The organism is Streptomyces sp. NPDC102259 (assembly GCF_044766465.1).
Taxonomy (GTDB): Bacteria; Actinomycetota; Actinomycetes; order Streptomycetales; family Streptomycetaceae; genus Streptomyces.
Genome location: NZ_JBIWMA010000002.1, coordinates 353,075 through 379,107, shown reverse-complemented (window position 1 = coordinate 379,107; position 26,033 = coordinate 353,075). Strand labels below are relative to the sequence as shown.

Genomic DNA, 26,033 nt, shown 5'->3' with positions numbered 1-26,033 from the left:
AATCCGGGACAGACCTCGACGGAGTGGAGCCAGGATCGTCCTGGCTCCACTCCGTGGTGCGGGCGTGTCACTGGAACTGTGCGAAGAACCTCCAGATCTCCGCTTTGGTCCAGGTGGCGACACCGCTCTCGCCGGGGGAGCCGTCGACCGGACCGGGTATGTGGCCTCCGTCGAACGCCGCCCATTGGACCGGGTATCCGGCACGGCAGCCCGAGTAGACGGTGGTGATGTGCGTTCGACTGCCCGGTGCGGGCTCGCGCGGGCTCTGAGGGGTGCAGCCGTTGTTGCCGACGAATCTGTCGCGCAGGGACCGTCCTTGAGCGATGTCGAGGACGGAGTCGCTGACGCCGTGGATTCCGAAGTAGGCGATGGGCTGGGTGCCACCGCTGCACCCGCTGATCTGGGCGCCGGACATGACCGCGACGGCCCTGAAGGCGTTCGCCCGGCTGCATGCGAGTGCGTAGCTCATACCGCCGCCCCAGCTGAAGCCCGTGGCGAAACGCTGTGCCGGGTTGACACAGAGGCCGCCCTCGATTCGCCGGATCATGTCGTCGACGAAGGTGACGTCCTCACCGTTCGCATTGGACCAGCCGTTGCCCAGGCCCTGGGGGGCGACGAGGATGGCGCCGTTGTTCGACTGTTCCTGTTGGCCGTAGTAGGACCAGGCGTTCCCGCTCGTGCCGCCCGAGGCGACGTCGCCGGCGGTTCCGCCCCGCCAGTGGAACGCGAAGATCAGCCGGTAGGGGTGGCTGTTGTCGTAGTTGGCGGGAACCCTGAGGATGAAGCTGCGGCTCTTGCCGCCGCTCTGGATCGTGTGCGTACCGCTCGCCAGAGTCGGAGCGCCGCCGCATCCGGAGCCGCCGCCGGACGACAGCTTGACCAGCTGCCATTGCTGGTTGGCGCCGCCCCAGTCGGCGTACTGGACGACGTTGCCGCCGTCGGTGGTGGAGGCGCCCTGCACCTCCACCGCCTTGCCGCTGGTGCGGTTGATCAGCCGGACGTGGCCCGCGTCCGAGTCGGCCAGGCGGAACTGCTGGTTGGCCCCGTTGTGGTCGGCCCACTGCTGGATGGCGGCACCGTCCGCGGTCGAGGCGCCGGCGACGTCGAGAACCTTGTCCGAATGCCTGGCCTTGAGCCGGTAGAAGCCGTCGCCGGAGTCTACGAACTGCCACTGCTGGTTGGCTCCGTCGTTGCGCGTCCACTGGCCGGCCCGCGCGCCGTCGGCGGTGGAGGCGCCAGAGACGTCCAGCGCCTTGCCGCTGTTGCGATTGACCAGGACATACCAGGCATTGGTGTCCACCGTCGCCGCCTCGGCGGGCACCGGATTCACCGCGGCGAGCACGCCGATCGCAAGGGCCGCCGCCACCACGGCGGCGACCCGGGACCACCAGCGATGTTTGCGTGGAGGGGCGGGGGAAGCCGCACCGTGGGTCTTCATCGATTCACCCTTTCGTTCGCGGCAGGTCCCATCAGGTGCGGGTCCACCGTTGGTTGCTGCCGTTCGAGCACGAGTAGAGTTGGATCAGGGTGCCGTTGACGGTGCCGCCCGCGACGGCGTCGAGGCAGAGGCCGGACTGGACGCCGACGATGGATCCGTCGGAGTTGAGGCGCCATTTCTGGTTGTCGGCGCCCCAGCAGCTGTAGATCTGGACTTTGGCGCCGTTGCCGGTGCCGCCGGCGTCCAGGCACTTGTTGCCGTAGACCCTGAGCTCACCGGCGGCGGTGTACGTCCACTGCTGGTTGGTGCCGTTGTTGCAGTCCCACAGTTGGAGCTGGGTGCCGTCGGTGGTACTGCTGCTGGGCACGTCCAGGCAGCGAACCGACCCGACGCCCTTGATCGGTCCGGAATCCGAAGGGGGCGTGGAGGTACCGCCGTTGAGCGCGTTGAGGACGGCGGTGTAGGCGGGCTTCTTGCTCCCGTCGCCGTTGAACAGCAGCGGCGTCTGCTCCGATCGCCAGGAGTCGGTGTCGCGCACACCCCAGACGGTGATGCCGAGGCAGCGCGGGACGGCCAGGCAGTCGTTGGCCACATTGGCGTAGGTCGTGGCCGGGGCGCCCTGGATGTCGAGTTCGGTGACGGCCACGTCGACGCCGAGGGCGGCGAAGTTCTGCAGCGTGGTACGGAAGTTGCTGTTGTAGGGGCTGCCGCTGTTGAAGTGCGACTGGAAACCGACGCAGTCGATCGGCACGCCGCGCTGCTTGAAGTCTCGGACCATGGCGTACATGGCCTGGGTTTTGGCCCAGCTCCAGTCCTCGACGTTGTAGTCGTTGTAGCAGAGCTTGGCCGCCGGGTCGGCGGCGCGCGCGGTGCGGAAGGCGACCTCGATCCAGTCGTTGCCCGTGCGTTGCAGGTTGGAGTCGCGCCGGGCTCCCGAACTGCCGTCGGCGAAAGCCTCGTTCACGACGTCCCACTGGGCGATCTTGCCCTTGTAGTGGGCCATCACGCCGTTGATGTGGCCGATCATGGCCTGGCGCAGCGTGCTTCCGCTGAGGCTCTGCATCCAGCCGGGCTGCTGGGAGTGCCAGGCCAGGGTGTGGCCGCGCACCTGCTTGCCGTTCTGCACCGCCCAGTTGTAGACGCGGTCACCGGCGGTGAAGTTGAACTGGCCCCGCTGCGGTTCGGTGGCGTCGATCTTCATCTCGTTCTCGGCCGTCACCGAGTTGAACTCACGGCCCGCGATCGTCGTGTACGCCGAGTCGCCCAGCCTGCCCGAGGCGATGGCGGTGCCGAAGTAGCGGCCGCTCTGCGCCGCCGCGGCGCCGAGCGTGTTCTCGGCGGCGTGTGCGGTCGGCGGCTCCACCAGTGTGGCGGACGCACCGAGTACGCCGACGACCAGCGCCAACAGCACGCCGCGGATCTTCCGGCGGACGAAGGGTCCGGGAAGGGCATACGAGCCCATGACTGTGCCTCCAAGGTAGAAATCGCGGTAGGACCAAGCGCGGGGGAATGCGTCGTCCGCTCCCACTCGACAGACGGACGGGGCAGGCCGGAACCCGGGCAGCCCAACCCGAACGAGACGGGGTGGCGCAGGTGCTTCGGTGCCCGGATCTGCCGTACAGCCGTGCGCGGATCTGTCGTGCAGCTGTGCGGATCTGCCGTGCAGAACAGATTGCCCAGGGACGATGCGGTTCGACATCTCGAACCGTGGTCAGGTTCTCAGACAGGGATGATTGAGGTGTTGACGATGGTCGTCAATACTCCTCGCCGAACAAGTTTCGGTTCCTCACCCGAAACTTCCGGAATCCCCCGAGCCGGACGACGAACCCTCCGGCACCACCGTCGGCGGATGCCATAGGGCCAGGGCCGGGACGAGTACAGGGCCGCTGCTTGCTCGGCTTCTCCCCTCCGCGCGGACACTTTGACCGGCGAGCTGTATCCACCAGCTCCGGAGCGGTTCCGGTCGGCGCGACGGCGTGTCAGTCCAAGGGGAGGCGCTGTTTGTGGACAGATCGGCGACAGGCCTTGACCAGAGCGCCCCGCATTCCTAGCTTGTGGCGTCGAAGTATCCGGGAATTCTTCGAAACTTTCGAGGTTGCCCCTGTCCCCCGACACGTCCGCTCCGTGGTGCATCGGGGTCACCTCACCCGCCCCCCAAAGGAGGCCCACTGATGTGGTTCCGCCACCGGTCCCCGGTCCGTCCAGGACGCTTACTCGCCGTCCTCGCGCCCTTGCTGCTCGTGGCCACCTTCCTCGGCGCCCAGCCCGCCGCCGCCGCGACCGTAGACCCCAACGCCTCGTATGTGCTGGTCAACCGCAACAGCGGCAAGGCCCTGGACGTCTACAACCTGGCGACCGACGACGGCGCCCGCATCACCCAGTGGTCCAGGAACGATCAGGCCCAACAGCAGTGGCAGTTCGTCGATTCGGGGGGCGGCTACTACCGCATCAAGTCCCGCCACTCGGGCAAGGTGCTGGACATCTACAACTGGTCCACCGCGAACGGCGGCGCGATCGTCCAGTGGACCGACCTGAACGCCACCAACCAGCAGTGGCGGCTGGCCGACAGCTCGGACGGCTACGTGAGGCTCATCTCGCGCCACAGCAACAAGGCTCTCGAAGTGCAAGGCGCCTCCACCGCCGACAGCGCGAACGTCGTCCAGTACGACGACTGGGGCGGCACCAACCAGCAGTGGCAGCTCGTCAAGGTCGGCGGCGACACCTCCGGCCCGTGCGATCTTCCGTCGACCTATCGCTGGACATCGACGGGCGCGCTGGCGCAGCCCAAGCCCGGATGGGTCTCACTCAAGGACTTCACGGTCGTCCCTTACAACGGCAAGCAACTCGTCTATGCGACGACGCACGACACGGGGACGAGCTGGGGTTCGATGAACTTCGGCCTGTTCACCAATTGGTCGGAGATGGCCTCGGCCGGCCAGAACACGATGTCGGCTTCCACCGTCGCACCCACGCTCTTCTACTTCGCGCCGAAGAACATCTGGGTGCTCGCCTACCAGTGGGGGGGAACCGCCTTCTCCTACCGGACGTCGAGCGACCCGACCAACCCGAACGGCTGGTCGGCCCAGCAGGTGCTCTTCTCCGGAAGCATCCCCGGCTCCGGAACAGGACCCATCGACCAGACGCTCATCGGTGACGGGACGAACATGTACCTGTTCTTCGCCGGCGACAACGGCAAGATCTACCGGGCCAGTATGCCGATCGGGAACTTCCCGGGCAGCTTCGGTACGACCTCGACTGTGATCATGAGCGATACGACGAACAACCTGTTCGAAGCCCCGCAGGTCTACAAGCTCCAGGGCCAGAACCGCTACCTGATGATCGTCGAGGCGATCGGCTCCCAGGGCCGCTACTTCCGCTCGTTCACGGCCACCAGTCTGAACGGCTCATGGGCACCCCAGGCCGCGACCGAGAACAATCCCTTCGCCGGCAAGGCCAACAGTGGCGCCACGTGGACCAACGACATCAGCCATGGCGAACTGATCCGCACCAGCCCCGATCAGACCATGACCGTCGATCCCTGCAATCTGCAGTTGCTCTACCAGGGGCGCAGCCCCGACTCCGGCGGCGACTACGGCCTCCTGCCCTACCGTCCGGGTCTGCTGACGCTGCAGCGCTGACAGCGCGACACGAGCCCGGCTCCGGTAGGAAGCCGGCGTGGCGGGCTCGGCGGAAGGCCGAGCCCGCCGGGTCACGCGACCACGTCAGCGCTCATACGGCGACTGTGCGAGACGGTGAACACTGTGGAAGCCGACCTGGTCCGCCACACCGGCGACATCGCGGACGGCACGGCCGAACGCCGCCGCGCCCAGGCCGTCCCCCCGCCGCCCGGGCTGGGCATGGGGAACGCGCTGGTGGTGACGCTGGCTGGTGCAGCTCGGGGTGGTGGCGGTGACGGGGCTGCTGCATCTGCGGCTGCCCCGGTGGGTCGGCTGAGACGCGGGTGCTCGGCCGAGAGCTGAGCGGAGCAGGCCGCCCCGGTACGGCAGCAGGGCCCGAACCGCGGTGTCGCGGTCCGGGCCCTGCCCCCTGCGGTGGCGATGCGTCACCTCTGTGCGGTGTCGTCGCCCGTCTGTGCGGCGCCCTCGGCTGCGGCTGCTTTCTCGCGCATCTTGCGCACCAGCTCCGCCTTCTGGTCGGCGGCACCCTGGCGGTCGAGGTTGCGGTGCGGACCGTTGTTCTGCCGTTCGGCGCGGGACAGCTTCTTGCGCTTGCCGCCGCCCATGCCCACTGGGTTGTTGATGTTCTTGCTCACGGGTTCTCCCGGAATGATGTGAAGTGATCTACGGATTCATCGGTGGGGGACGGGCGCGGCTGCGTCGAAGGACGTCAGCAGGGGCCCATCACGCTCTCACTCGTAAATCTGCGTCTGGAAGAACATGACCAAGACGTTACCTGGTCCCGTCGGCTCCCCCTACCAAGTTTTCGCCGTCCCGGCAGCGCAGCCGGCGGGCGGTGTCCGACTCGGTCGTCGCAACCCGATGCCGGACACCCTCCCCTGACCTGGTTTCTCACCCGTCAGGCGCCTTTCGCTCGGCCCTTGCCCCGTCCCGGCGGCCCCTCCCCCCACCCCCGTCCCACACAAGCCGGCCGACAGCGCAGAGAACTGTCAGTTTCCACGCGGCGAGGGGCAGGACCGGCCGGAAGGCACCCCAGACAACTGGGATGTCCGAGGGCCGGGGGCCTCGTACAGAATCGGTCCGCGGGCGCCGCTCAGTTGTTCGACAGCGGGACGGTCCGGCAGTCCGACGGTTCGGTATCGCGCCGTCCGAGAGAGCCACCAGTGACCGGAAGGCTCCATTGACCACTACAGCGTTTCGTCGAGCAACGATCCGATTCGCCCACATGAACGCCGGGGAACTCGTCGACCGGTCGTTCGTCGCGGCCTCCACGGCGGTGGACCGGGAATGGGCCTGGGGTGGGTCGCGCGGTGCGGGAATCCGGATCTGCGTCATCGACAGCGGAGTCACGCCGGAACATCCCGAGATCGGCCCCCTGGAGGGGTCGTTCGCGGTGGAACGCGTCGAGCAGGACGCCGCGGGCGACGGCCCGCCGAGCTACCGGATCGTCCCGGACGGCGAGGGCGACGCCGCCGGTCACGGCACCGCGTGCGCGGCGATCATCCGGCGGATCGCGCCGGACGTGAGCCTGACGAGCGTACGGATCCTGGGGCCGCGGCTCGCGGGCGACGGCAACGCGCTGCTGGCGGCCCTGCGCTGGGCGGTGGCGGAGCGCTTCCACGTCGTCAACCTCAGCCTCTCCTCACGCAAGGGCGACTTCAAGGCCTCGCTGCACGACATCGCGGACGAGGCGTACTTCAACCGGGTGGCGATCGTGGCCTCGGCGCACAACAGCCCGGTCCGCAGCTATCCCTGGATCTTTCCCTCGGTGATTTCCGTCGGGTCGCACGAGGTCGCCGACGCCGAGCGCATCGAGGTCAGTCCACAGCCCCCGGTCGAATTCTTCGCGGCCGGTGTCGGCATCGAGGTCCCCTGGGTGGGCGGCGGCCGTTCGTTCCTCTCCGGGAACAGTTTCGCGACGCCGCATGTCAGCGGATTCGTGGCCCGCATCCTCGGAAAGCATCCGGATCTTCCGGTGAGCGAGGTCAAGCACGTCCTCGCCGCCCTCTCGGACAACTTCACCGACGCGTCCGACCCGCCCCGCGCTCCCACTCCCCCGGTCGCTCCGGTCGCTCCGGTCACCGCTTCCGCCGTACCCGTCTTGTCCGCCACATCCGACACATCCACCCCATCCGCCACATCCGCCGAAGGAGCCGGCCATGACGAATCCGGCGCATGACGCCCCCCTCAGCGGCCCTCCGTTGTCCCGGCGCGACGAGGTGCTGCGCTCGACCGTACGGCTGGCCCGACTGATCTTCAGCGCTCCCGCCTCGTCGGTCTTCCTGCACGACGCGGCGGGCGAGGCACTCGTCCTGGAGGCGATCTCCGACCCCCGGGAGGACAGCCTGGTGGGCTGGACGATCCCCGACTACAGCGGCATCGCCGGGTGGGTCTTCCAGAGCGGGGAGGCGGTGATCGCCGACGACCTCGACAACCACCCGCAGTTCAACCGGGACTTCGCGGCCTCCACCGGCCGGATACCGAAAGCCATCATCGCCGCGCCGCTGGACACCGGCGGGTCCGTGTTCGGCGTTCTGGAGGTGCTCGACCCGGTGCTGGGCCCGCGCAGCACGACCTCCGGCCTGGAGCTGGTCTCGGAGCTGGCGCGCCAGTGCGCGGCGGCCCTGGCGCTGGCGGGCCCGCTGCCCGGCCCGGCGGGACGGCACGCGGCCGCCGCCGAGCGGCTGACCACCCTGGTGGCCGACCTGGCCAGCACCGACGATCCGAACGCCGCGCGGACGCTCGCCTCGCTCGAGGAGATCGCCAGCGCCCTGTCATCGAGAAGGGGGTGATCCCGTGCACCTGCTGGAAATCGGCGCCATCCGCAACAAGCCCGCCGCCGGCCTCTATCTGGCCCTGACCCGCCGCTGCCCGCTGTCGTGCGCCCACTGCTCCACCGACTCCTCCAGCACCAGCGAACAGCATCCCGAGACGCCGTTCCGCCGCCTCGTGGAGTCCTTCGACCGAGAGACCCGTCCGGACCTGCTGCTGATGTCCGGAGGTGAGGCGCTGCTGCGGGCCGCGCTCGTCGCCGACCTGGCGCGCACCGCCCGGTCCGCGGGCTCCCGTTCATACGTCCTGTCGGGCATGTGGTTCGCCCGGGAGGACCGGCGGCTGCCGGCCCCGGTGGCCGCGGCGATCCGCGAGGTGGACCACTTCGCGGCCAGCCTCGACGAGTTCCACGAGCGCGAGGTGGGCCGGGCCGACGTCTTCCGGGCGATGCACCGCATCCGCCAGTTGGTGCCGCAGGTCAGTTTCCAGCTCACCGGGCGCGGGGACGACGACCCCTACCTCCAAGGCCTGATCGACGATGTGCGCCGTGAGTTCGACGACCAAGTGCCCATCCTGGTGGGCACCTTGAGTCCGATCGGCCGCGGCCGTCAGCTCGGCGGGCTGACCGCCACGCCCTCCTCCGGCGTCCCGGTCGCGCCCGTCGACCCGTGCGACCGGATCACCTGGCCGCTGGTCACCTACGACGGCACCGTCTACGCCTGCTGCAACCAGGACCTGGTGGAGCGGCGTGTGCCGGAGCACCTGATCCTCGGCCACGCGGCCCGCCAGTCGTGGCCCGAGCTGCGCGAGGAGTTCCTGCGCCGGGAGCTGTACCGGGCGCTGCGCGTCCTCGGGCCCAGCTTCGTGGCGAGCCGGTTCTCGGACGGACCGTGCGACAAGGGCATGTGCGGCAACTGCGTCGCGCTCTCCGGCGACGCCGAGGCCGAGCGGCGGGTGACGGAGTACCTGCGCACCGACTCCGGCCGGCAGGTGGAGGCCGCCGCCCGCCGTCTGGTCGAGCAGGTGGACGGGACCGCCTTCTCGGACCGACGCTCCGGCCGCTACGGGGGCCTGGTGTCCCTGGGATGGGAGGCGGGCCGTGAACAGCCGTCCTACGCCGGCTGACGCCGAGGCGGTGCGCGGCCGCCCCACGCTGGCCGACACCGAGGCGATGCGCCGTCGTCGCGGTGAGTCGGTCCTGCTGTACATCACCGACCAGTGCCCGGTCGGCTGTGCCCACTGCTCGGTGGACGCCCGCGCGGACGGCGGCAGGGTCACCGACTGGGAGGCCTTCCACGACGTCGTCGCCGGCATCGTCGCGCTGCCCGGTCTGCGGTCGGTGGCGGTCTCCGGCGGCGAGCCCTTCGCCGAGCAGCGGGCGCTGCCGTACGCGATCGGGGCGTTCGCCGACGCCGGGCTGGACACCATCGTCTTCACCAGCGGGTACTGGGCGCGCGAGAGCGGCTCCGCGCCCGGCTGGGTGCGGCGGCTGCTGCCGCGGATCTCCACGCTCTTCCTGAGCACGGACGGCTTCCACCAGGGCGGCGTGTCGAGCCAGCGGTTCGTCGGCGCGCTGCGCGCGGCCCACCGGGCGGGCTGCCGCATCGTCGTGCAGGAACTGGACACGGGCGACGGCGCGCGGGTGGCCGAGGGGCTGCTGCTGGAGGCGCTCGGCCCGCGGTGGGCCGACGAGGCGGAGACCAAGCTGATCACCCCCCTGCGGTACGGGCGGGGCTCGGGGGTCTTCGCCCTCCAGAGCCGGCACGAGGTGGGGGCGCTGGCGGCGTGCACGCTGCTCGGCTCGCCCACGGTCCGCTACGACGGGGTGGTGATCCCCTGCTGCAACGAGGGGCTGATCACGGGGCACGGGCCGTCCGCGCTGCGTGCCCCGACCCGGCGGCCCGAGGGCGTGGCGCGGGCGCTGACCGGGTTCCGGGACGACCCGCTGCTGAGGGTGGTGGGGCAGCTCGGCCCGGGGGCGGCGGCCGATCTGCCCGGCTTCGAGGCCCTGCGCGAGGAACGTTTCGAGAACGTCTGCGGCGGCTGCTGGAAGGCGTACGACATCGCGGGCCGCCCGGGGCGGGCCGCGGACTCCGTGACAGCACTGGGCGTGGCCCTGACGGAAGGCGGATGACGGTGGAGGAGCAGACGAGATCGCGGGCGCTGCGCCACAAGATCGGGCTGCTGATGCCGGCGGTGGACGCCGCGTCCCGGCAGATGTGGACCCATCCGCACAGCGACCAGGTCTACCTGGAGTGGCTCAAGGCGCTGCACGGGACGATCCGGGCCACGGTGCCGCTGATGCTGGCGGCCGTCGAGCAGTGCACGGTCCGTCAGGGCGACCCGGTGGCCGATCTGGTGGGCCGCTACCTGGCCAAGCACGTCCGTGAGGAGTACGGGCACGACCAGTGGGTGGCCGACGACTACGTGGTGGCCGGGGGTGATCCCGAGGCGCTGCACACGACCCTGCCGGGGGCGGCCATCGCCTCGCTGGTCGGCTCGCAGTACTACTGGCTGCGCCATGTGCATCCGGTGGCGCTCGTGGGGCACATCGCGGTGCTGGAGGGCAACCCGCCCAGTCCCGGTCTGGCCGGTGACCTGGCGGCCCGGACCGGGCTGCCGGACGAGTCGTTCCGCACCATAGCCCGGCACGCCCAGCTGGACGTGCAGCACCGCGACGACGTGCACCGGCTGATCGACCGGCTGCCGCTCGACCCGGCGCAGGAGGAACTGCTCGGGGTGAGCGCGCTGCACTCCCTGAGGGGGCTGATCGAGGTGATGGAGGACGTCCTCGGCCGGGTCCACCGGCGCTCCCCGGTGGCCCTGGCCGGATGAGCCGCGCGCGGGTTCCGGGCCCGCTGGCGGGCCGCGACTTCCGGCTGCTGTACACCAGCACGGTGGTCTCCGGTCTGGGCGACTGGCTGGACCAGGTGGCGCTGTTGGTGCTGGTCACCACGGTCTGGCACGGTGGCGCGGGCGACCTGGCGCTGGTGGTGGCCGCGAGCATGCTGCCGCTGCTGGCGACCCCGTTCCTGGCGGTGCTGGTGGACCGTCGGCAGTCGCGCCGGGTGCTGATCCTCACCGACCTCGTGCAGGCAGGGCTCACCCTGGGCCTGGTGGTCGCCCCCGGGGTGTACTGGGCGGCCGGGCTGGTGCTGGTCCGTTCGGCGCTGGGCTCGGTCGGCGGGCTCGCGGGCCAGATCCAGCTACGGGTCTCGGTGCCGCCCGGCGGGGTCCAGGCCGCCACCGTGCTGCTCCAGACCGCGATGCAGTCGGTCAAGATCCTCGGTCCCGCGCTCGGTGGGCTGCTGGTCGCCCTCATGTCGCCCCGGGCCGTGTTCGCGGCCAACGCGTGCACGTTTCTCGCCGGGGTGATCGCCGCCCGCGCCCTGCGCACCACGTCGTCGCCTTCCCGGAATACGGATCTGCACTATGCAAAAGAGCTGAGAGAAGGATTCCAGCACGTTTTCGGATCACGCCTTCTGCGGTCCCTGCTGTTCGTCATGTGCAGCCTGATGTTCGTCGTCTTCCTTTACGATTCGATGGCCGCTCTGATCGTGCCGGCACTCGGAATGGGCACGTCCTACATCGGCTACATGGTGTCCGCCGTCGGGTTGGGCGGGGTGGCGGGTTCGCTGCTCATGGGCCGTTTCGCGGCACGACTGCGGCCTTTCCTCACCATGGCGGGGTCGGTCCTGGTGATCGGCTGCATCATCGTCGTCATCGGATTCACCATTGTCCAAGAAATACGTATTGACTCCGCCATATGGCTGTGTGTTATTTTCCTTCTGGGAATCGCGAGTGCCGGAATTCTGGTGACTTTCCCCAGCGTCGTACATTCCGAGACGCCGGTCGAACTGACCGGCCGGGTATGGGCGCTCATGAATTCGGTGCCGGCCGTGCTGAACGTGCTGGCCCCCGCGCTGGCGGCGGCCCTGGTCATGTGGACCGGGCTCGGAAGCCTGCTGCTGATGGCGGGTGCCGCCCTGCTGCTCACCGCTGTCGTGGTCGCCGTCCGGCTCGGCGGCGTACCGCACACCGATCCGTCGTCCGGCGCGGACGACGGTGCCGGCCGGGCCGAGGAACCGACGCCCGGCCCGGCCCCCCTGAACTCCGGTGCGCCGCACCGGGAAAGCAGAGCCCCGTGCGTGGAACGCGCAGGCTCGTCAACCGAGGAGATCACCATGGCAGACAAGATCGACAAGCTGGCCGAGGCCGGTTTCTCCCTGACCGACGCCAACGACGCCCAGCAGGCGGTGCTCAAGTCCCTCACCGAGGACGAGGTCAACGTCCTGCTGAGCGTCAAGTCCCGGGTCGAGGCCGCGGGTTCGGACGTGGAGGGCCACTCCGTCTCCGACCCCAGCGGCGGCTACCTCTGGTAGTGCCGACCCTCGTCCGGGAATCGGCCCCGGGCCGGGTCACCCACCCGGACCGGTGACGTCCGGGCCGTAGCACAGACCGGGTGGTTCACGACGGGGCAAGCGTCGTGAACCACCCGGCTGCCGCTCAGTGAACGGGGAGGACAGCATGAGCAAGCCCACCGGTCCCATCGTAACCACCGCGAGCCTGTGCACCGGCTGCGGTGTCGACAACCCGTCGGCTGCCCGCTTCTGCATGGCCTGCGGGGCCGAGATCGGCCCACCCGGCACTCCCGCCAGCGGTCTGCGCTTCGTCTCCGTCATCTTCTGCGACGTGGTCGGCTCCACCGCACTGGCCACCTCGCTCGCACCCGACCGGTGGGCCGCCGTCCTGGACGGCTACTTCTCCCTGGTCGGCTCACTGGTCGAGCAGTACGGCGGCAAGGTGGAGAAGTTCATCGGCGACGCGGTCGTCGCCGTGTTCGGCGTCGAGGGGCACGGCGAGTCGGCCGCCGCCACCGCCGTCTCCGCCGCCACCGCCATCGCGCACCGGACCGGCGAGTACGCGCGGGGCTTGGGCGAGCTCCTGCTGGACGACTTCCCGGTGCGGTGCGCGGTCGCCTCCGGCCATGTCGCGGTCAGCGGGCGGACGTCGAGCTTCGTGATCGGCTCGGTGCTCAACCGGGCCGCCCGGCTCCAGCAGTACGCCCCCGACGACGGGGTGATCGTGGATCTGGCCACCCGGCTCCAACTCCAGGACCATTTCCCGCTGCGGGCGATCGAGCCGGTCACGGCCAAGGGCTTCGCCCGGTCCGTCCCGGCCTGGATCGTCGGTCCGGCCGGCCCCCCGGCCCCCGGGACGGGCACCGTCGGACGGGCCGACCTGGTCGGTGAGCTGGCCGCCCGGATCGGCGCGGCCGCCACCGCCACCGGCCCGACCCTGATCCTGATCGGGGGTCCCTCCGGGGTGGGCAAGTCCCGGCTGGTCGCCGAGGCGCTCGACCACTGCACGGGCCTGGCCACAGCCGTCCTGCGCTGCCCGCCCGCCGGGACCGGACTCGGCCTGCTGGCCTGCTGTCTGTTCCTGGAGGAGATCGAGAACGCCGCACGGCAGGGCCGCGACACGGTGGACGTGACGGTGCAGCTGACCGGCGCCTCCACCCGCGCCGAGCAGGCCCCGGCCCAGGACCGCGGCGAGCTGGGCCGCGCGCTCACCGCGGCACTGGACCGCCTGCGGGGCCCGCGGCCCCTGCTGCTGGTGGTCGAGCACAGCGAGTGGACCCCGGGGGCACTGGCCGACCTGCTGGACGAGCTGACCGCCGCACCGGGACGGCCGGTGGTGGTGCTGCTGGTCGGGGTCTCCGCCCCCGAGGCGCTGGCCGACCGGGGGGACCACCGGCTCACCGTGCCGCCGCTCGGACGGCCCGACGCGCGGCGGCTGGCCCACCGGCTGCTCACCGCGCAGCACGACCCGTCCGCCGCCGACCCCTCCCGGTCCCGGCCCGCCGACACCGCGGCCCCTGGGCACGACCCGGCCCCTCCCGCCCCTCCCGCCCCCCTCGCTCCCGACTCCGCCGCCGAGGAGATCGCCCTGCGGGCCGGCGGCATCCCCCGCTACATCGAACAGATGGTCGTCCTGCGGCGCTTCGCCCAGCCCGGCGACGACTGGGCGCCGCCCAGCGCGCACGCCGCGCTCGGTGCCCGGCTGGACCGGCTGGACTCCGACTCACGGGAACTGCTGGTGCTGCTCGCCGCCGCCGGCCGGGACCTGTCCCTGGAGGACCTGGGCGCCCTGATGCCCGCCGACAGGGTCGCCGTGGCCGCGGCCGACCTCCTCGAAGCCGGGCTGGTGGAGTCGGCCGACGCCCACAAGGGCCGCCTGGCCCCCGCCTTCCCGGTGGTGGCCGAGGTGGCACTGCGGCGGCTGACGCTCTCCGAGACCGCCGACGTGCACGCCAGGCTCGCGCGCTCCCTGGAACCGGTGGCCGAACGGCGCCCCGCCGTCGCCGAGTTGCTGGCCGGGCACTGGGAGGCGGCGCACAGCGCGTTGCGCGGGGTGGAGCCCGGCTCCGACCGGACGGCCCGGGCCGCCGGGTCCGCGGTCACCGCGTTCGGCGTCGCCGCCCGCTTCGCCCTCTCCCGCGGGCGACCCGAACTGGTGCTGACGCACACCGGACGCGCCCGCGCACTGGCGGAGGCGGACCGCGCGCAGGGCCACGACCTGGACGTCCTGGAGGCGTACGCCCTCGGCGGCCAGGGAATGCCGCAGGCCGCCCTCGAACGCGTCGAACGCGTGCTGTCGGACCCGGACCGGGCCGCCCCGGCCGCCCGGATCCACGCCCGCCTCAACTCGCTCTACTCCCGTACCTATCTGACCGGCGACGCGCCCGCCGTACCCGACGATCCGCACTACCTCGCCGCGGTCGCCTCCCCGGAGCCCGAGGCCCGGGTCGGGGCGCACCTGTACGCCGGGCTCCAGTCCCTGCGGGCGGGCGACCACCCCGCCGCCGAGCGGGCACTGCGCTCCGCGCTGCGGTCGGCCGCCGGCGCCGGGACCTGTCTGGGCCTGACCGAGGTCTACGCCAACCTGGCGATGGCCCTGGTCAACGGCGACACCCCGGTCCCCGCCGCACTCGCCGACTGCGAGCGGCTGCACCAGGAGGTCGCCGGATCCCGGCTGCTGAGCTCGGCCACCGGAGTCGCGCTGGCGCTGGTGCGCCACATGTCCGGCGACCGGGCGGCGGCCGACTCCGCGATGGACAGGGCCGAGGGGGTACTGCGCGATCTGGGGCAGGGCACCGGGGCCGCGACCATCGCGGGCTGGCGTGCCGTCCTGGCGGCCCGGTCCGGCGACTGGGGTGCCGCGGCCGACTGGTGGACCACCCAGGGCGACCGCTGCGCCGCGCTCGGCATGGTCCGCCAGGCGTCGCTGTCCGGCCTCCAGGCCGAGCTGGCCCGGGAGGCGTCCGGCGAGGGGCGGTCCGGCGGCGCGCGGGGCGGGCCGGCGCTCGACGAGGTGGCCGTTCCACCGTCCGAGGCCTGGGCGGAGCACACCGTCGCCCTGCAGGCCCGCGCCGTACGGGCGTTGCGGGCCGACGACCCGGAGCTGGCCGCGACGCACCTGGACGCCGTGGTCCGTCATCTGGGCACGGTGCGCGGCAGCGGCGCGGTGATCACACCGCTGCTGTGCAGCGCCGTCCTCGCCCGCCGTACCGGCCTCCCGGTGGCCGGGCGGGCGCTGACCGCGCTGGGGCGGGCGATCGAGGCCAAGCAGGACCTGGGCGTGCGCGCCCCGCAGACATAGCGGTACACACCGCGCCGCACCACCGCCGCACCGCCCCACCGCACGACCCGTCCCCCGCGAGCGAACTCCGAGAAAGCAGTCACCCGTGCGCGTCCTCCTGCTCTACGCCAACCCCCACCAGGTCCTGCCGGTCGGCCCGTACGGCCTGGAGATCCTGCGGGCCGCGGTCGCCGAAAGCGGACTGCCGGTCGAGGTGTCCGTGTGCAACCCGTTCCTCGAATCGCTCGACCACACCGGCCTGTTGACCGAGGTGCTCGACCGGACCAGGCCCGACCTCGTCGCCCTGTCGATCCGCAACATCGACAACGCCGTGGTCGCCTGCGACACGGCGCCCGGCGCGGACGGGCGGTGGATCGACGTGGTGGACTACCTGGCGCCGATCGCCGAGCTGACCGGGACGCTGCGCGCCTGGGACCCGGGACTGCCGGTGGTGGCGGGCGGCGCGGCGTTCACCGCCTGCCCGGTGGAGGTGATGGACCGGCTCGGCCTGGACCTCGGCCTCGCCGGTCCCGGTGAGGCCGCGTTCACCGCCCTGCTGGCGCGCGTGGTCGCCGACGGAGGCGTCCGGGGCGTGCGGCAGGTGGTCGCCGAGACGCTGTCCACGCTCCCCGGCGGGCTGGTGCGCTCCGCCGACGGCGTTCTGGGACCCGGCCTGCGGCCGCGGCCCGACGTGGTGTCCCGGCCCACCACCGCGCTGCCGCGGATCGCACCGGAGTACGTGCTGTTCGCCAAGGCCCGGGGCATCCCCACCGCGCTGCGCAGCCACGCGGGCTGCCCGCTGCGCTGCTCGTACTGCGTCGATCCGCTGAACGTCGGCAGGGTGGACGCGCGTCCCGCCCGGGCCGTCGCCGCCGAGGCGGAGCACTACGTCGAGCGGTACGGGCTGACCCACTTCCACCTGGCGGCCCCGGAGGTCAACCTGCCCTACGAGGGGGCGCTGACCGAGGTGTGCGAGGCACTGGCCACAAGCCGCCACGGGGAGAAGATCAGCTGGCACGGCTACTTCAACGTCAGGCCGTTCTCCGAGCGGCTGATGGACGCCCTGATCCGGTCCCGCTGCGTGCGTCCGAGTTTCTCGGTGGACGCGTTCGACGACCGGATGCTGCGCGGGCACCGCAAGAACTACCGGATGTCCGACGTCGAGGACACCTTCGGTCTGCTGCTGCGCCGTCGGCCGGAGTGGATGGACGTGCAGATCGGGGTGCTGTTCGGCCAGCCCGGCGAGACGGCCGCCACCCTGGAGAACGCGATCCGCCACATCCGCCGGCTGGCCGACCGGGGCGTGTCGGTGGGCTACTCCTGCGGGCTGCGGGTCTACCCGCACACCCCGCTGGCCCGCACCCCCCTCGACCCCCGGCACCTGTACCGGGCGGACGGGCCGCTCTCCACGACCGGCGGCGCCGCACCCCGCACCGTCCCCGCGGCCGACCTGCTGGCACCGCTGGTGTACTGCGAGCCGATGCCGCCCCGGGAGCTGGCGGCCCACCTCGCCGACCGGCTGTCCGACTGCCCCCGAGTGACCTTCATCGACGAGGGGCCGGTGAAGGAGGCCCGGCAGCCGGACTGGTTGCGCCCCCTCAACGTGGCCACCGTGCACCTCGCGCACGGGCGTTCGGCGCCCGCGGCCGAGATGCTGCGGCTGGTGCTGGGCTCGGACGACAGGCGGGCGGCGGGCATGACGCGGCGGCTGCTCCAGGAGGCGGCCGCGCGGCCACCCGTGCCGGTGGGCGCCGGGGGCGTCCGGACCGCCACCGTCTGACCGGGCCCCGCCCCGCCTTCGCACCCCGTCCCCTCCCCTGCCGTACCGCCTTCCCCGTCCACGGAGGACACCATGGAACTCACCTGGAGCACGGACGACTTCGCCGTCTTCGACGACTTCCTCGCCCCCGGGGCCGCGGCCTCGCTGTGGGAGGGACTGCGCACCGAGGACTACCACTTCGTGCACGGCCGCCGGGACGGCTCGTGGAACAAGGTCTACGGGCTGCTGGACGGCAGTCCCCTCAGCGGGCCCGGCACGCTGAACGACCCGGAAGGCCACTTCACGGGACGCTTCGCCGACCACGCTCCGCACCCGTCCGGCGGGGCGACCGACGCCGTGGTGAAGCAGCTGGCCGAGGAGGCGACCCGCATCGAGCCGTGGACGGGGCGGTTCGGAACGGACTGGCACGCCTTCACCTGCCGCCCCTTCCTCTACCCGCAGGGCTCCGGACTGGCCTGGCACGACGACTCCGGCGACCGGGCCGCCTCGTTCGTGCTGTACGCGCACCCCGAGTGGCAGGCGTCCTGGGGCGCCGAGCTGCTCGTCTCCGGCGGAACGCCCGGGGCGCGGCCGGCCGACCAGAACGCCCACCTGACCTCGCGGGTCGGACACTACGTCGCCCCGCACCCCAACCGGCTGGTCGTCCTGCGGTCGGGCGTACCGCACATGATCAAGAAGGTGGAGCCGCACGCCGGGGACCGGGTCCGGGGCTCCGTCGCGGGTTTCTTCCTGCGCCGCCCCGCCGAGCGGCCGCACTGACCGGGGCCGTACCGGCATCCGTCCGCCGCCGGGACGGGCCGTCCCGCACGGTGCGGTCGTCCCTCAGTCCCGGTCGTCCCTCAGGCCCGGTCCTCGCCGGGTTCCGCCGTGGACCGGTCCTCCCCCGCGCCCCGGGCGCGCCGGGCGGCCGCCTCACGGACGGCGATCACGTCGATGAGGTCGCTGACGGTGCCGAGCGCCTCGGAGGAGAGCCCCACCGCGCGCAGGGCCACACTGCGCACCCCGGCGTCCCGCAGGGCGCCGAGGAGTTCGATCTCCGCGGCGATCTTCGCGCCGTGCTCGTCGTCGAAGAAGTAGGCGACCGGGACCTCGAAGTAGTCGGCGAGGGCCTCCAGATGACGCTTGGTCGGGTTGTTCCTGCGCCCGGTGCGCAGCTGCCACAGGTACGTGGTCGAGAAGGACACCCCGGTGGTCTCCCGACAGGCGGCGGCGACCTCCTCATTGCTGAACGGCGTGCCGTCGGGCCTGCGGGCGAGTCGGAGGAGTCCGTCGATCTTCCGGCTCAGTGACGACGGCGTGGGTTCCGTTTCGGCCACCGCCTACCCCCTTCTGTCGCCGCCCTCCAGTACGCCTACCCGCACAGGTGAGAGCAAGTCCGTTGATTTTCACTGTAGTTGACACCCCCGAAGTCGGTAGCCATGCTGAGGTGGTCAACGGATATGAAAACCGCGAAACGGTGGTTCATCTCAGCTGAACCGCCTGGCCGTCCCCGCCCGCCTGGGTCCACCTCCCGGAGCCGTCCTTGACGATGCCCGTGCCCTTACCCGTGAAGAACGCCCGCCCGTCCGCTCCGCGCCCGCCCACCGCGTTCCCCGCGGACATGGTCGGACGGAACGGCGAGATGGCCGCGCTGTCGGCCCTGCTGACGGACCCGTCGACCCCCGGAGTGCTGCTGACCGGGGTACCCGGTGCGGGCAAGACGCGGCTCGCGGCCGAGACGGCCGCCGCGTACAGCGCGTCGACCGGCGCCACCACCGTACGCGTGGAGGCCGCGGACGAGCCGTCCGCGGACGGCACGGACAGCGTGCTCGACCTCCTCGCCGCCCTCACCGCCGGCCGGGACGCGGGAGAGGCCCGGCCGCTCCTGCTCGTCGACGACCTCGACCGCTCGGACCACCACCGGCTGCTGCGGGCCTGCGCGGTCGCGTCCGTCGTGGTCCTCGGCACGGCCCGCCAGCCTCCCGCGGCCCACGGCCTCGTCCCCTTCCCGGTGGACCCGCTGCCCGTGCCGCTCGACTGCTCGGCGCTGGATCTCGGCGCACTGGCGCGCGTTCCCTCGGTGCAGCTGTACCTCGCCTGCCTGCGCACCATCAACCCCGCGTTCTCCCTCCAACTGCACAACCAGCAGGTCATCGCCCGGACCTGCGTCGAGGTGGGCGGCAACCCCGGCGCGCTCTGCCGCACCGCGCGGGTCGCCGCGCTGGAGAGCCCCGAGGTGGCGTGGGCCTCTCTGGGCGGGAGGACCGTCCCGTACCCGGTCCGCGCCGAGGACGGCGACCCCCGCGAGGCACCGGACGGCGACCCGCAGAGCGCCTCTTCCCGGTCCGCCGACGGCGCGCCGATCCGGCTGCTGGCGCACTGCCAGGTGTTCAGCGGCGGCTTCGGCCCCGAGGCGCTGCGCCACATCACCGCCGTCGCGCCGGAGGAATTCTCCTCGGCGCTGGAGACCCTGCTGCGCGGCCATCTGCTCACCGCCTCCACCGTGCCGTCCGGCCGCCTGGACGGCACGGCCCGGTTCCGGCTCCGGCTGCCGCCGGACGGCCCCGCGCGCCGCCTCCCGCCACCCGAGGACACCGCGGCCCGGCTGGCGCACGCCCGCTACTACGCGGACCTGGCCCGCGCCGCCGCCGACCGGATCGTCTCGGGGCACCAGCGCTCGGGCCTGATCGCCTTCTGGAGCGAGGAACGCAACCTGCGCACGGCACTCGAGACGCTGCTCTGCCACGGGCGAACCGGCGCGGCGCTCGACCTCGTCGACGGCCTCCGCGTCTACTGGCGGGCCACGGGCGGCTGGAGCACCTGGGCCGAGGGGCGCCTCCTCCCCGACCCGTCATGGACCGCGGCCGGCCACCGCGACCGGCTCCGCACCGACCTGCTGCTCGCCGAGGCGGGCATTCTGGCGGGCCAGCCCGAGGCCGCGACGGACCTGCTGGACCGGATCACGGCGGACGCCGCCCGGGCCGCGGGGCTGTCCGCGCGGGTGACGCGGCTGCGCGGCCTGTGCGTCCTGGCCGCGGACCCCGGCCGCGGCGCCGCCCTGCTCGTCGGGGCGGCCGACCGACATCGGTCCGACGGCGACCGCCACGAGGCCCGCCACGTGTCGCTGGAGGCCGCACTCGCGAGATTCCGTCTCGGCGACGCGGTGGCCGCGGCGACCACCGCGCTGGAGGTGCTGGCCGCGGCCCAGCAGGGACGCGACACGCTCGTCGCCGGTGCGGCCCTGCTCCACCTGGCCGTCTTCGCGGCCGCGGAGGGACGCGCGCAGGCCACGGTCCACTACTGCGAGCGGGCCCTGTCGGCCCTGCGCGCCCTGGGCCCGACGGCCGTCCTGGGCGCCATCGCCACCACGCTGGGCAGCCCCGCCCTGCCCGACGTCGTCGAACGCGCCACCGGCACCGCCCGCGGCCTGGGGGCCTTCCACACCTGGCGCGGCGCGTTCCCGGAGGACGCGGGCACGCCCGACTTCGCCATGGCCCGACTGGAGGAGCCGGTGCGGGAGTTGCTGGGCGAGGCCGCCTTCGCCCGCGCCCTGGTCGAGGGCACCAGGGCGTCGCTCCCGGACCTCCTGGCCTCCCTCGTCCCGGCACCCGCCCCCTCCGCCGCCACGCCCGCGGACCCCTCACCCCCGGACACCCGCACCCGGATCGGGCCGCTGACGCCGCGTCAGACCGAGGTCTCGCGCCTGGTGGCGGCCGGTCTGAGCAACCGGCAGATCGCCCACCGGCTGGCGATCTCGGAGTGGACCGTGGTCAACCACATCCGGGACACGATGAAGAAGCTGGGCTGTTCCTCACGAGTGGAGATAGCGGGCTGGATGCACCACTGCGGCCTGCGCCCGTCACCGGAACCACCCCTGTTCCTCCGCACGGCCCTTCCTCCGTCCGCCCCCGCCTTGTCCGGGCCGACGCTCATCCCGTCCTAGGGGGTGTCCGACTACGCGCCCGGCGGGAATCGTCAGGGACCGCCTGGCGCGCCACCCGGTGGCGCATGTGCTCCACCAGCCCGGCCACGGTGAACGCCTCGGCCACCTGGACCAGCCACGCCGCCTCCTCCTCGACCGAGCAGTCGGCCGGGTAGGCGAGCGCGACATCCTGGTCGCCGGGGCCGGCGGGACCGCCAGGGCCGCCAGGGCCTGCGGTGAGGCGCGCGCCGCCGGGGCCGATCCTGGCGGACTCCAGTGCGGCGGCGATGACGGCGGCCTCGGCCATCGCCGCGCGGCCCGCGGCCGGCACGGGGAACCGGTCCAGCGCCGCGGCCGACAGCGCGCGGGCGTCGGGGGGAACGAAGGAACGGAGTTCCAGGTAGCCGTCCCGGATCTCTATCACCCGGCGATAGAGGGCGAACTCGGCGCGGTGCAGGGAGAACAGACGCACCGAAGGCCAGCCCAGGTCCAGGGCCGTGCCGGGAGAGACGGCCCGCAACGCCGACCACAGCGGCTCCAGGGCACGGTAGGTCCGATAGGCCCGTAGCCGCCGCCCGACCGCGGTGGTGAGGGAGATCCAGCTCGCGGCGGTGCCGCCCAGGACGCCCAGCACCAGACAGCACAGACCGAGCACCCGGCCCACCGGGTCCAGCCCGGCGCCCTGCCGGTGGTCCACGGCCATGGTGACGATCGACGACACACCCCACAGGGCCCAGACGAGACCCACCGTGACACTGGCCGTGATCAGCCGCAGGCCCGTGCGCAGCGCGCCCGGACCCAGCCCCCGGGCGAACCGGTGGACCGGGACCAGGAACGCGGCCAGGCACCACAGGCTGTAGCCGGTGAAGACCGTGTCGCAGGAGGCGAGGAGCACCGCTCCGCCTCCCTCCGCGAGAAGCGAGCCGTGCCGGGCTCGTACGCCGGAGGAGAGGAACAGCACCGCGCACAGCGTGAGGGCCGAGAGGGTGACGCCGATGTGCAGCCGTCCGGTCAGCAGGCGGGGCCGGGGCAGGCCGATCTCGATGACGGCCAGCGGGAGGAAGGCGAGGGCGGCCATCTCCGTCTCGCGGCCCAGGAGGTGGGTCAGCCGCGGGAACCACGGCCACAGCCACTCCAGGTACGTCGTCGGAGCGGCCAGCAGGGCCATCGCCGCGGCCATGCAGAATCCGAAGCGGCACAGGCAGCGCACCGCGAAGGGCGAGTCGCTCCCGGAGCGCAGCAGACGCAGTTCGTAGCAGCCCAGCCACAGCGCGGCGACGGCCGGGAGGTACGCGAGCAGGTCAGACACGTGGCCGCTCGGGGCGGCGGGAGGGCGCCCCGACGAGGGTTCCGGCCCGTCCGTGATCCCGTCCCGGCAGGGGCCCCTGCCTCAGCACGCGGTGCAGGATGAGAGAGGCGAGCAGTTCCGCCTCCCGCTCGGCGGGCTCGGCGTACACGGTGCGGCCCAGGACCCGGCGCACCAGGTCGGGAGAGAGTCCGGGCAGCAGTGCGCGTACGCCCGGCGACTCGGGGGCGGGCGACCGGTCGTGCCCGCAGAGCAGGTGGGCCGCCTCGTGCACGAGGATGTGCTGGCGGTGCAGTGCGCTGGTCCCCGGGGTGCACAGGATGTAGTCGGCGTGGTCGGTCGTCACCAGCAGACCGCACGGGACGCCCGCGTCCACCGCGACCGGCAGGACCTCGATCGGGCGGCCACGCCGTTCGGCCAGGAGGGCCAGGAAGCTCTCGGCGTCGAAGGGGTGCGGCAGTTCGAGCCCCTCCGAGAGGGCGCGAACCCTCCGCCACAGGCGTCTGTGCGACCGATCGGTGAGCATCAGGGACCCCTCCCACCGGAACGGCGCCGCCGCTCCGCGTCTGCTGCCGTCGAGCGGCCCGGCGTCCCTCCCCTGGACCGCTCCGACATCCGCTCTGAAGGATCAGCTCAATGATCAAAGCATATTTTTTGATAGTACAGCCGTACTGTCGTGCGTCGACAGAGCGCATATCGCGCGCCCCGTTGCGCGCCTCCCGCCCACCCGAATGACACCGCGTGCGCCCCACGAGATCCAGCCGACGGACAGGCTCCGCGCGGTAACGCGAAGGGAACTGACGCGTCATCAGGCAACCGCCTCGGTCGCCTCGACCACCTCAATCGCCACGGTCGCCCGGACCGCGACGGCGCCCTCCCCTTCTACGGCGTCCGGGTCCGCATCGGCCTGTAGCCGGCACGCCCCCCGGGGCCTCGCGCCCTGGAGTGGTCTTGAGCACCCGCTGACCTGGCGTACTGTGAGAACCACGACGCGGGGTGGAGCAGCTCGGTAGCTCGCTGGGCTCATAACCCAGAGGTCGCAGGTTCAAATCCTGTCCCCGCTACTGCTGAAGAGGGCCCGGATCCAGCCGATCCGGGCCCTCTCGCATTCCTGGAAGTCCAGCTCGATACCGCTCGCGCGACAGAAGTCGTCGACCGGGAGCCCGCGTTCGGCGGTCACCGCCGACCACCGATCGCCGCGCCGAAGCGCCGTCGGGGCCCGTCCGAACCAGCGCCTGCGGGCGCGCGCCAGGGCCGAGTAGGCCGGTGGAATTGTGAAGGCCGGGTGTGCGTCCAGGGCAGGCGCACGGTGGTCCTCCGCTGACGCGCACTCATTTCGGCGTCGAGACAGGGCCCGTCACCGCCGTACCGCACGCCATGCCACGCACGCGCCACGGCATGCACCCCGGCCCGGAAGAGTACACGCGCGGACGGCAAGCGCTTGCCCAACCAGCCTCGTTCGACGGCCCGTTGCGGTTCGCCTATCGGTTTCGCGCAGCGGCCGCACCCAGGGGGCCGGGCGAGCCGTTGGAGTGCGCGGTGGCGTCGAGGCACCCGTTCCGGCCACTGATCCAGGACTGCCCCAAAGCTTCAGCACAAATTACACACATCCCTCTCTTCATACTGGCCCCGATGGTCTAGATTGACCGTGCTTCAGCTGTTTGGGCACGAGGCGAACAACAGTGATCTCCAGGTCCGGCGCTATGGAATGCCAGCAGTCGCGTCCCCGGCGCCAGACGTGGGGGTGATCGGTTCTTCGAGTCCGAAAGGGCGCTCGGGTGCGGGGAGCACCCGGGGTATCGACGATTTCCCGCCCACTTCGAGAGTCCGGCAGGACAAGCAAGTCCGGTGCCGCCAGGGTGGGTTGTTCAAGCAGCGCTGAAGTAATCGGGGATGTCATGCGCGGGGGGCGGGGGCCTCCCGAGGGGGGAACAGTACGGGGGGCGGGGGCCTCCCGGGGGGAGGAACAGTGTTGGGCGAACACGTCGAGCCACTGGGAACCTGGGGGGTTCTGTGCGGCAAGGGGGACTAGTCAGCCCGTTTCCGTCAGCGCGCGAGCGCATGGCGAACGGCGCGATCAGACAGCCCGCTATCGAATGGGAGCAACGGTACCGTCGTGCCGTGGTCACCAGCGATACCGTGGCCACCGCCATAGTCGTGGCGGGGATCGGCAACTTCTTCGGAGCCCGGGACGCGGCCAACTGGCATGAGAAATGGGGCATTCTCGCCTTCGGCACCGAGCTGCTGGTGCTGGGGTCGCTCGCGGTGAGCCGTTCGTGGGCTCCGGCCGTGCTCGGCCAGGGCGCCGAGGAATTCCGCCGGCTCGGACGCTCGCTGTTCACGGCGACCGTCGTGCTGGCGCTCGGCGGGATCGCCCTCACCTCGCGCAACATCAAGCTCTGGATCTTCGTAGCGATCCCCGCGATCGCGCTCGTCACCATGACCGCGCGGTATCTGCTGCGCCTCTGGCTGCACAAACAGCGCAAGGAAGGACAGTGCCTGCGACCGGTGCTCGCCGCCGGGAGCCTGGCCACCGTGCGCGACCTGATCACCCGGACCCGCAAGTTCCCGCACCTCGGCTGGCGGGTGGACGCGGTGTGCACGACGGACGGTCTCGGGTTCGACGGTGACCAACTGGACGGAGTACGGGTCGTCGGACGACTGACGGACGTCGCCCATCACGTCCGCCGCGACGGCTACCGTGTCGTCGCGGTCACACCGGACCCGCACTGGTCACCGGACCGGCTGCAGCGGCTGGCCTGGAACCTCGAAGGCAGCGACGCCGAGATGATCGTGGCCCCTGTGCTGATGGAGGTGGCCGGCCCGCGGCTGCACATCGACGCGGTGCTCGGGATCCCGCTGCTGCGGGTCAGCATGCCGACCTTCACCGGCGGCCGCCGGGCGGTCAAAGGGGTGGTCGACCGGATAGGCGCAACGATTCTGCTGATGGTGTTCGCGCCGCTGATGGTGCTCGTCGGGCTGCTCGTGCTGATGGACAGTCGAGGCGGGGCGTTCTACCGCCAGCGCCGGGTCGGCAAGGACGGCCGCGAGTTCACCATTCTCAAGTTCCGCACCATGGTCGCCGGGGCCGACGGGGCACGTGCCGAGCTGGCCGACCGCAACGAGGGCGCCGGCCTGCTGTTCAAGCTCCGCCGGGATCCGCGGGTGACGCGGGTGGGGGCGGTGCTGCGCCGGTACTCGATCGACGAGCTCCCGCAGCTCTTCAACGTACTCACCGGATCGATGTCGCTCGTCGGTCCGCGGCCTCCGTTACCGGAGGAGTCCGCCGCGTACGGCCCGGACATCCGGCGGCGGCTGCTGGTCAAGCCCGGACTCACCGGCCTGTGGCAGATCAGCGGACGCAGCGACCTGTCCTGGGAGGAGGCGATCCGGCTGGACCTGCGGTACGTGGAGGACTGGTCGCTCGCCCTGGACACAGTGATCTTGTGGAAGACGCTACGCGCGGTGCTCTACGGCCAGGGGGCCTACTGATGCGCGCAAGGCCGCAACTCAACGGTCCCGCCGACGCGCGGACCGCAGGCCGGGACGGCCTGCCT

18 protein-coding genes and 1 tRNA gene are annotated in these 26,033 nt (G+C 71.9%); 13 read left to right on the top strand and 6 right to left on the bottom strand.

Annotation, left to right across the window (positions count from 1 at the left end; all coding sequences use genetic code 11):
• Nucleotides 1-67: 67 nt before the first annotated feature.
• Together ACIRPU_RS06260 and ACIRPU_RS06255 are read right to left on the bottom strand one after the other, a co-directional pair.
• The gene (locus ACIRPU_RS06260; RefSeq protein ID WP_403863545.1) at nt 68-1,369 is read right to left on the bottom strand and encodes an RICIN domain-containing protein; all 1,302 of its coding nucleotides are present in this window, start codon (nt 1,367-1,369) and stop codon (nt 68-70) included.
• A gap of 100 nt (nt 1,370-1,469) precedes the next feature.
• On the bottom strand, nt 1,470-2,900 hold the full coding sequence (locus ACIRPU_RS06255) for an endo-1,4-beta-xylanase (RefSeq protein ID WP_403862386.1): 1,431 nt from the start codon (nt 2,898-2,900) through the stop codon (nt 1,470-1,472).
• A 709-nt stretch (nt 2,901-3,609) separates the two neighbouring features.
• Here ACIRPU_RS06255 and ACIRPU_RS06250 point away from each other — a divergent pair.
• The gene (locus tag ACIRPU_RS06250; protein ID WP_403862383.1) at nt 3,610-5,076 is read left to right on the top strand and encodes a non-reducing end alpha-L-arabinofuranosidase family hydrolase; all 1,467 of its coding nucleotides are present in this window, start codon (nt 3,610-3,612) and stop codon (nt 5,074-5,076) included.
• A 425-nt stretch (nt 5,077-5,501) separates the two neighbouring features.
• Here the strand turns inward: ACIRPU_RS06250 and ACIRPU_RS06245 are convergent, their stop codons facing one another.
• Entirely contained in the window at nt 5,502-5,711 is a 210-nt protein-coding gene (locus tag ACIRPU_RS06245) for a DUF6243 family protein (RefSeq protein WP_403862380.1), read from the bottom strand.
• A gap of 590 nt (nt 5,712-6,301) precedes the next feature.
• Here ACIRPU_RS06245 and ACIRPU_RS06240 point away from each other — a divergent pair.
• The 9 genes from ACIRPU_RS06240 (at nt 6,302) to ACIRPU_RS06200 (ending at nt 18,028) form a co-directional block, all read left to right on the top strand.
• Complete coding sequence (locus ACIRPU_RS06240) at nt 6,302-7,255, top strand: S8 family serine peptidase (RefSeq protein WP_403862377.1); 954 nt, start codon at nt 6,302-6,304, stop codon at nt 7,253-7,255.
• Nucleotides 7,236-7,868 carry a GAF domain-containing protein gene (locus ACIRPU_RS06235; protein ID WP_384115267.1) on the top strand — a complete coding sequence of 211 codons (633 nt, stop codon included), beginning with the start codon at nt 7,236-7,238 and terminating at the stop codon, nt 7,866-7,868. The genes ACIRPU_RS06240 and ACIRPU_RS06235 overlap by 20 nt, the downstream gene beginning before the upstream one ends.
• A gap of 4 nt (nt 7,869-7,872) precedes the next feature.
• Nucleotides 7,873-8,973, top strand: coding sequence for a radical SAM protein (locus ACIRPU_RS06230; protein ID WP_403862374.1), 1,101 nt, complete (start codon nt 7,873-7,875; stop codon nt 8,971-8,973).
• Complete coding sequence (locus ACIRPU_RS06225; RefSeq protein ID WP_403862371.1) at nt 8,948-9,982, top strand: hypothetical protein; 1,035 nt, start codon at nt 8,948-8,950, stop codon at nt 9,980-9,982. Before ACIRPU_RS06230 ends, ACIRPU_RS06225 begins: the two co-directional genes overlap by 26 nt.
• Nucleotides 9,979-10,683: an iron-containing redox enzyme family protein gene (locus tag ACIRPU_RS06220; RefSeq protein ID WP_403862368.1), complete on the top strand. Its 705-nt coding sequence runs from the start codon at nt 9,979-9,981 to the stop codon at nt 10,681-10,683. The genes ACIRPU_RS06225 and ACIRPU_RS06220 overlap by 4 nt, the downstream gene beginning before the upstream one ends.
• Nucleotides 10,680-12,230 (top strand): MFS transporter, encoded by a 1,551-nt coding sequence (locus ACIRPU_RS06215; RefSeq protein ID WP_403862365.1) that lies wholly within the window; start codon nt 10,680-10,682, stop codon nt 12,228-12,230. Before ACIRPU_RS06220 ends, ACIRPU_RS06215 begins: the two co-directional genes overlap by 4 nt.
• 145 nt (nt 12,231-12,375) lie before the next feature.
• Nucleotides 12,376-15,510, top strand: a complete 3,135-nt coding sequence (locus tag ACIRPU_RS06210) for an AAA family ATPase (RefSeq protein ID WP_403862362.1) — start codon at nt 12,376-12,378, stop codon at nt 15,508-15,510.
• Between the two features lie 85 nt (nt 15,511-15,595).
• Nucleotides 15,596-17,269, top strand: coding sequence for a B12-binding domain-containing radical SAM protein (locus ACIRPU_RS06205; protein ID WP_403862359.1), 1,674 nt, complete (start codon nt 15,596-15,598; stop codon nt 17,267-17,269).
• A gap of 72 nt (nt 17,270-17,341) precedes the next feature.
• Nucleotides 17,342-18,028 (top strand): 2OG-Fe(II) oxygenase, encoded by a 687-nt coding sequence (locus tag ACIRPU_RS06200; RefSeq protein ID WP_385556467.1) that lies wholly within the window; start codon nt 17,342-17,344, stop codon nt 18,026-18,028.
• A gap of 80 nt (nt 18,029-18,108) precedes the next feature.
• Here the strand turns inward: ACIRPU_RS06200 and ACIRPU_RS06195 are convergent, their stop codons facing one another.
• Entirely contained in the window at nt 18,109-18,585 is a 477-nt protein-coding gene (locus ACIRPU_RS06195) for a helix-turn-helix domain-containing protein (protein WP_403862355.1), read from the bottom strand.
• A 212-nt stretch (nt 18,586-18,797) separates the two neighbouring features.
• Here ACIRPU_RS06195 and ACIRPU_RS06190 point away from each other — a divergent pair, with 212 nt between their 5' ends.
• A complete protein-coding gene (locus tag ACIRPU_RS06190; RefSeq protein ID WP_403862352.1) occupies nt 18,798-21,191 on the top strand; it encodes a LuxR C-terminal-related transcriptional regulator in 2,394 nt (797 codons plus the stop codon).
• Here the strand turns inward: ACIRPU_RS06190 and ACIRPU_RS06185 are convergent.
• Entirely contained in the window at nt 21,178-22,479 is a 1,302-nt protein-coding gene (locus ACIRPU_RS06185; protein WP_403862349.1) for an MAB_1171c family putative transporter, read from the bottom strand. The two genes, ACIRPU_RS06190 and ACIRPU_RS06185, sit on opposite strands and share 14 nt — an antisense overlap.
• The gene (locus ACIRPU_RS06180) at nt 22,472-23,002 is read right to left on the bottom strand and encodes a ParH-like protein (RefSeq protein WP_403862346.1); all 531 of its coding nucleotides are present in this window, start codon (nt 23,000-23,002) and stop codon (nt 22,472-22,474) included. The genes ACIRPU_RS06185 and ACIRPU_RS06180 overlap by 8 nt, the downstream gene beginning before the upstream one ends.
• 464 nt (nt 23,003-23,466) lie before the next feature.
• On the opposite strand from ACIRPU_RS06180, the gene ACIRPU_RS06175 reads away from it, so the two are divergent.
• Both ACIRPU_RS06175 and ACIRPU_RS06170 read left to right on the top strand, forming a co-directional pair.
• Nucleotides 23,467-23,540, top strand: a tRNA-Met gene (locus ACIRPU_RS06175).
• A 949-nt stretch (nt 23,541-24,489) separates the two neighbouring features.
• The gene (locus ACIRPU_RS06170; protein WP_403862343.1) at nt 24,490-25,968 is read left to right on the top strand and encodes a sugar transferase; all 1,479 of its coding nucleotides are present in this window, start codon (nt 24,490-24,492) and stop codon (nt 25,966-25,968) included.
• Nucleotides 25,969-26,033 lie beyond the last annotated feature (65 nt).

Coding starts and splice junctions, on each gene's coding strand:
- ACIRPU_RS06255 (WP_403862386.1), bottom strand. CDS start 2,900: ATGGGCTCGTATGCCCTTCCCGGACCCTTCGTCCGCCGGAAGATCCGC.
- ACIRPU_RS06250 (WP_403862383.1), top strand. CDS start 3,610: ATGTGGTTCCGCCACCGGTCCCCGGTCCGTCCAGGACGCTTACTCGCC.
- ACIRPU_RS06240 (WP_403862377.1), top strand. CDS start 6,302: ATGAACGCCGGGGAACTCGTCGACCGGTCGTTCGTCGCGGCCTCCACG.
- ACIRPU_RS06235 (WP_384115267.1), top strand. CDS start 7,236: ATGACGAATCCGGCGCATGACGCCCCCCTCAGCGGCCCTCCGTTGTCC.
- ACIRPU_RS06220 (WP_403862368.1), top strand. CDS start 9,979: ATGACGGTGGAGGAGCAGACGAGATCGCGGGCGCTGCGCCACAAGATC.
- ACIRPU_RS06215 (WP_403862365.1), top strand. CDS start 10,680: ATGAGCCGCGCGCGGGTTCCGGGCCCGCTGGCGGGCCGCGACTTCCGG.
- ACIRPU_RS06210 (WP_403862362.1), top strand. CDS start 12,376: ATGAGCAAGCCCACCGGTCCCATCGTAACCACCGCGAGCCTGTGCACC.
- ACIRPU_RS06200 (WP_385556467.1), top strand. CDS start 17,342: ATGGAACTCACCTGGAGCACGGACGACTTCGCCGTCTTCGACGACTTC.
- ACIRPU_RS06190 (WP_403862352.1), top strand. CDS start 18,798: ATGCCCGTGCCCTTACCCGTGAAGAACGCCCGCCCGTCCGCTCCGCGC.
- ACIRPU_RS06180 (WP_403862346.1), bottom strand. CDS start 23,002: ATGCTCACCGATCGGTCGCACAGACGCCTGTGGCGGAGGGTTCGCGCC.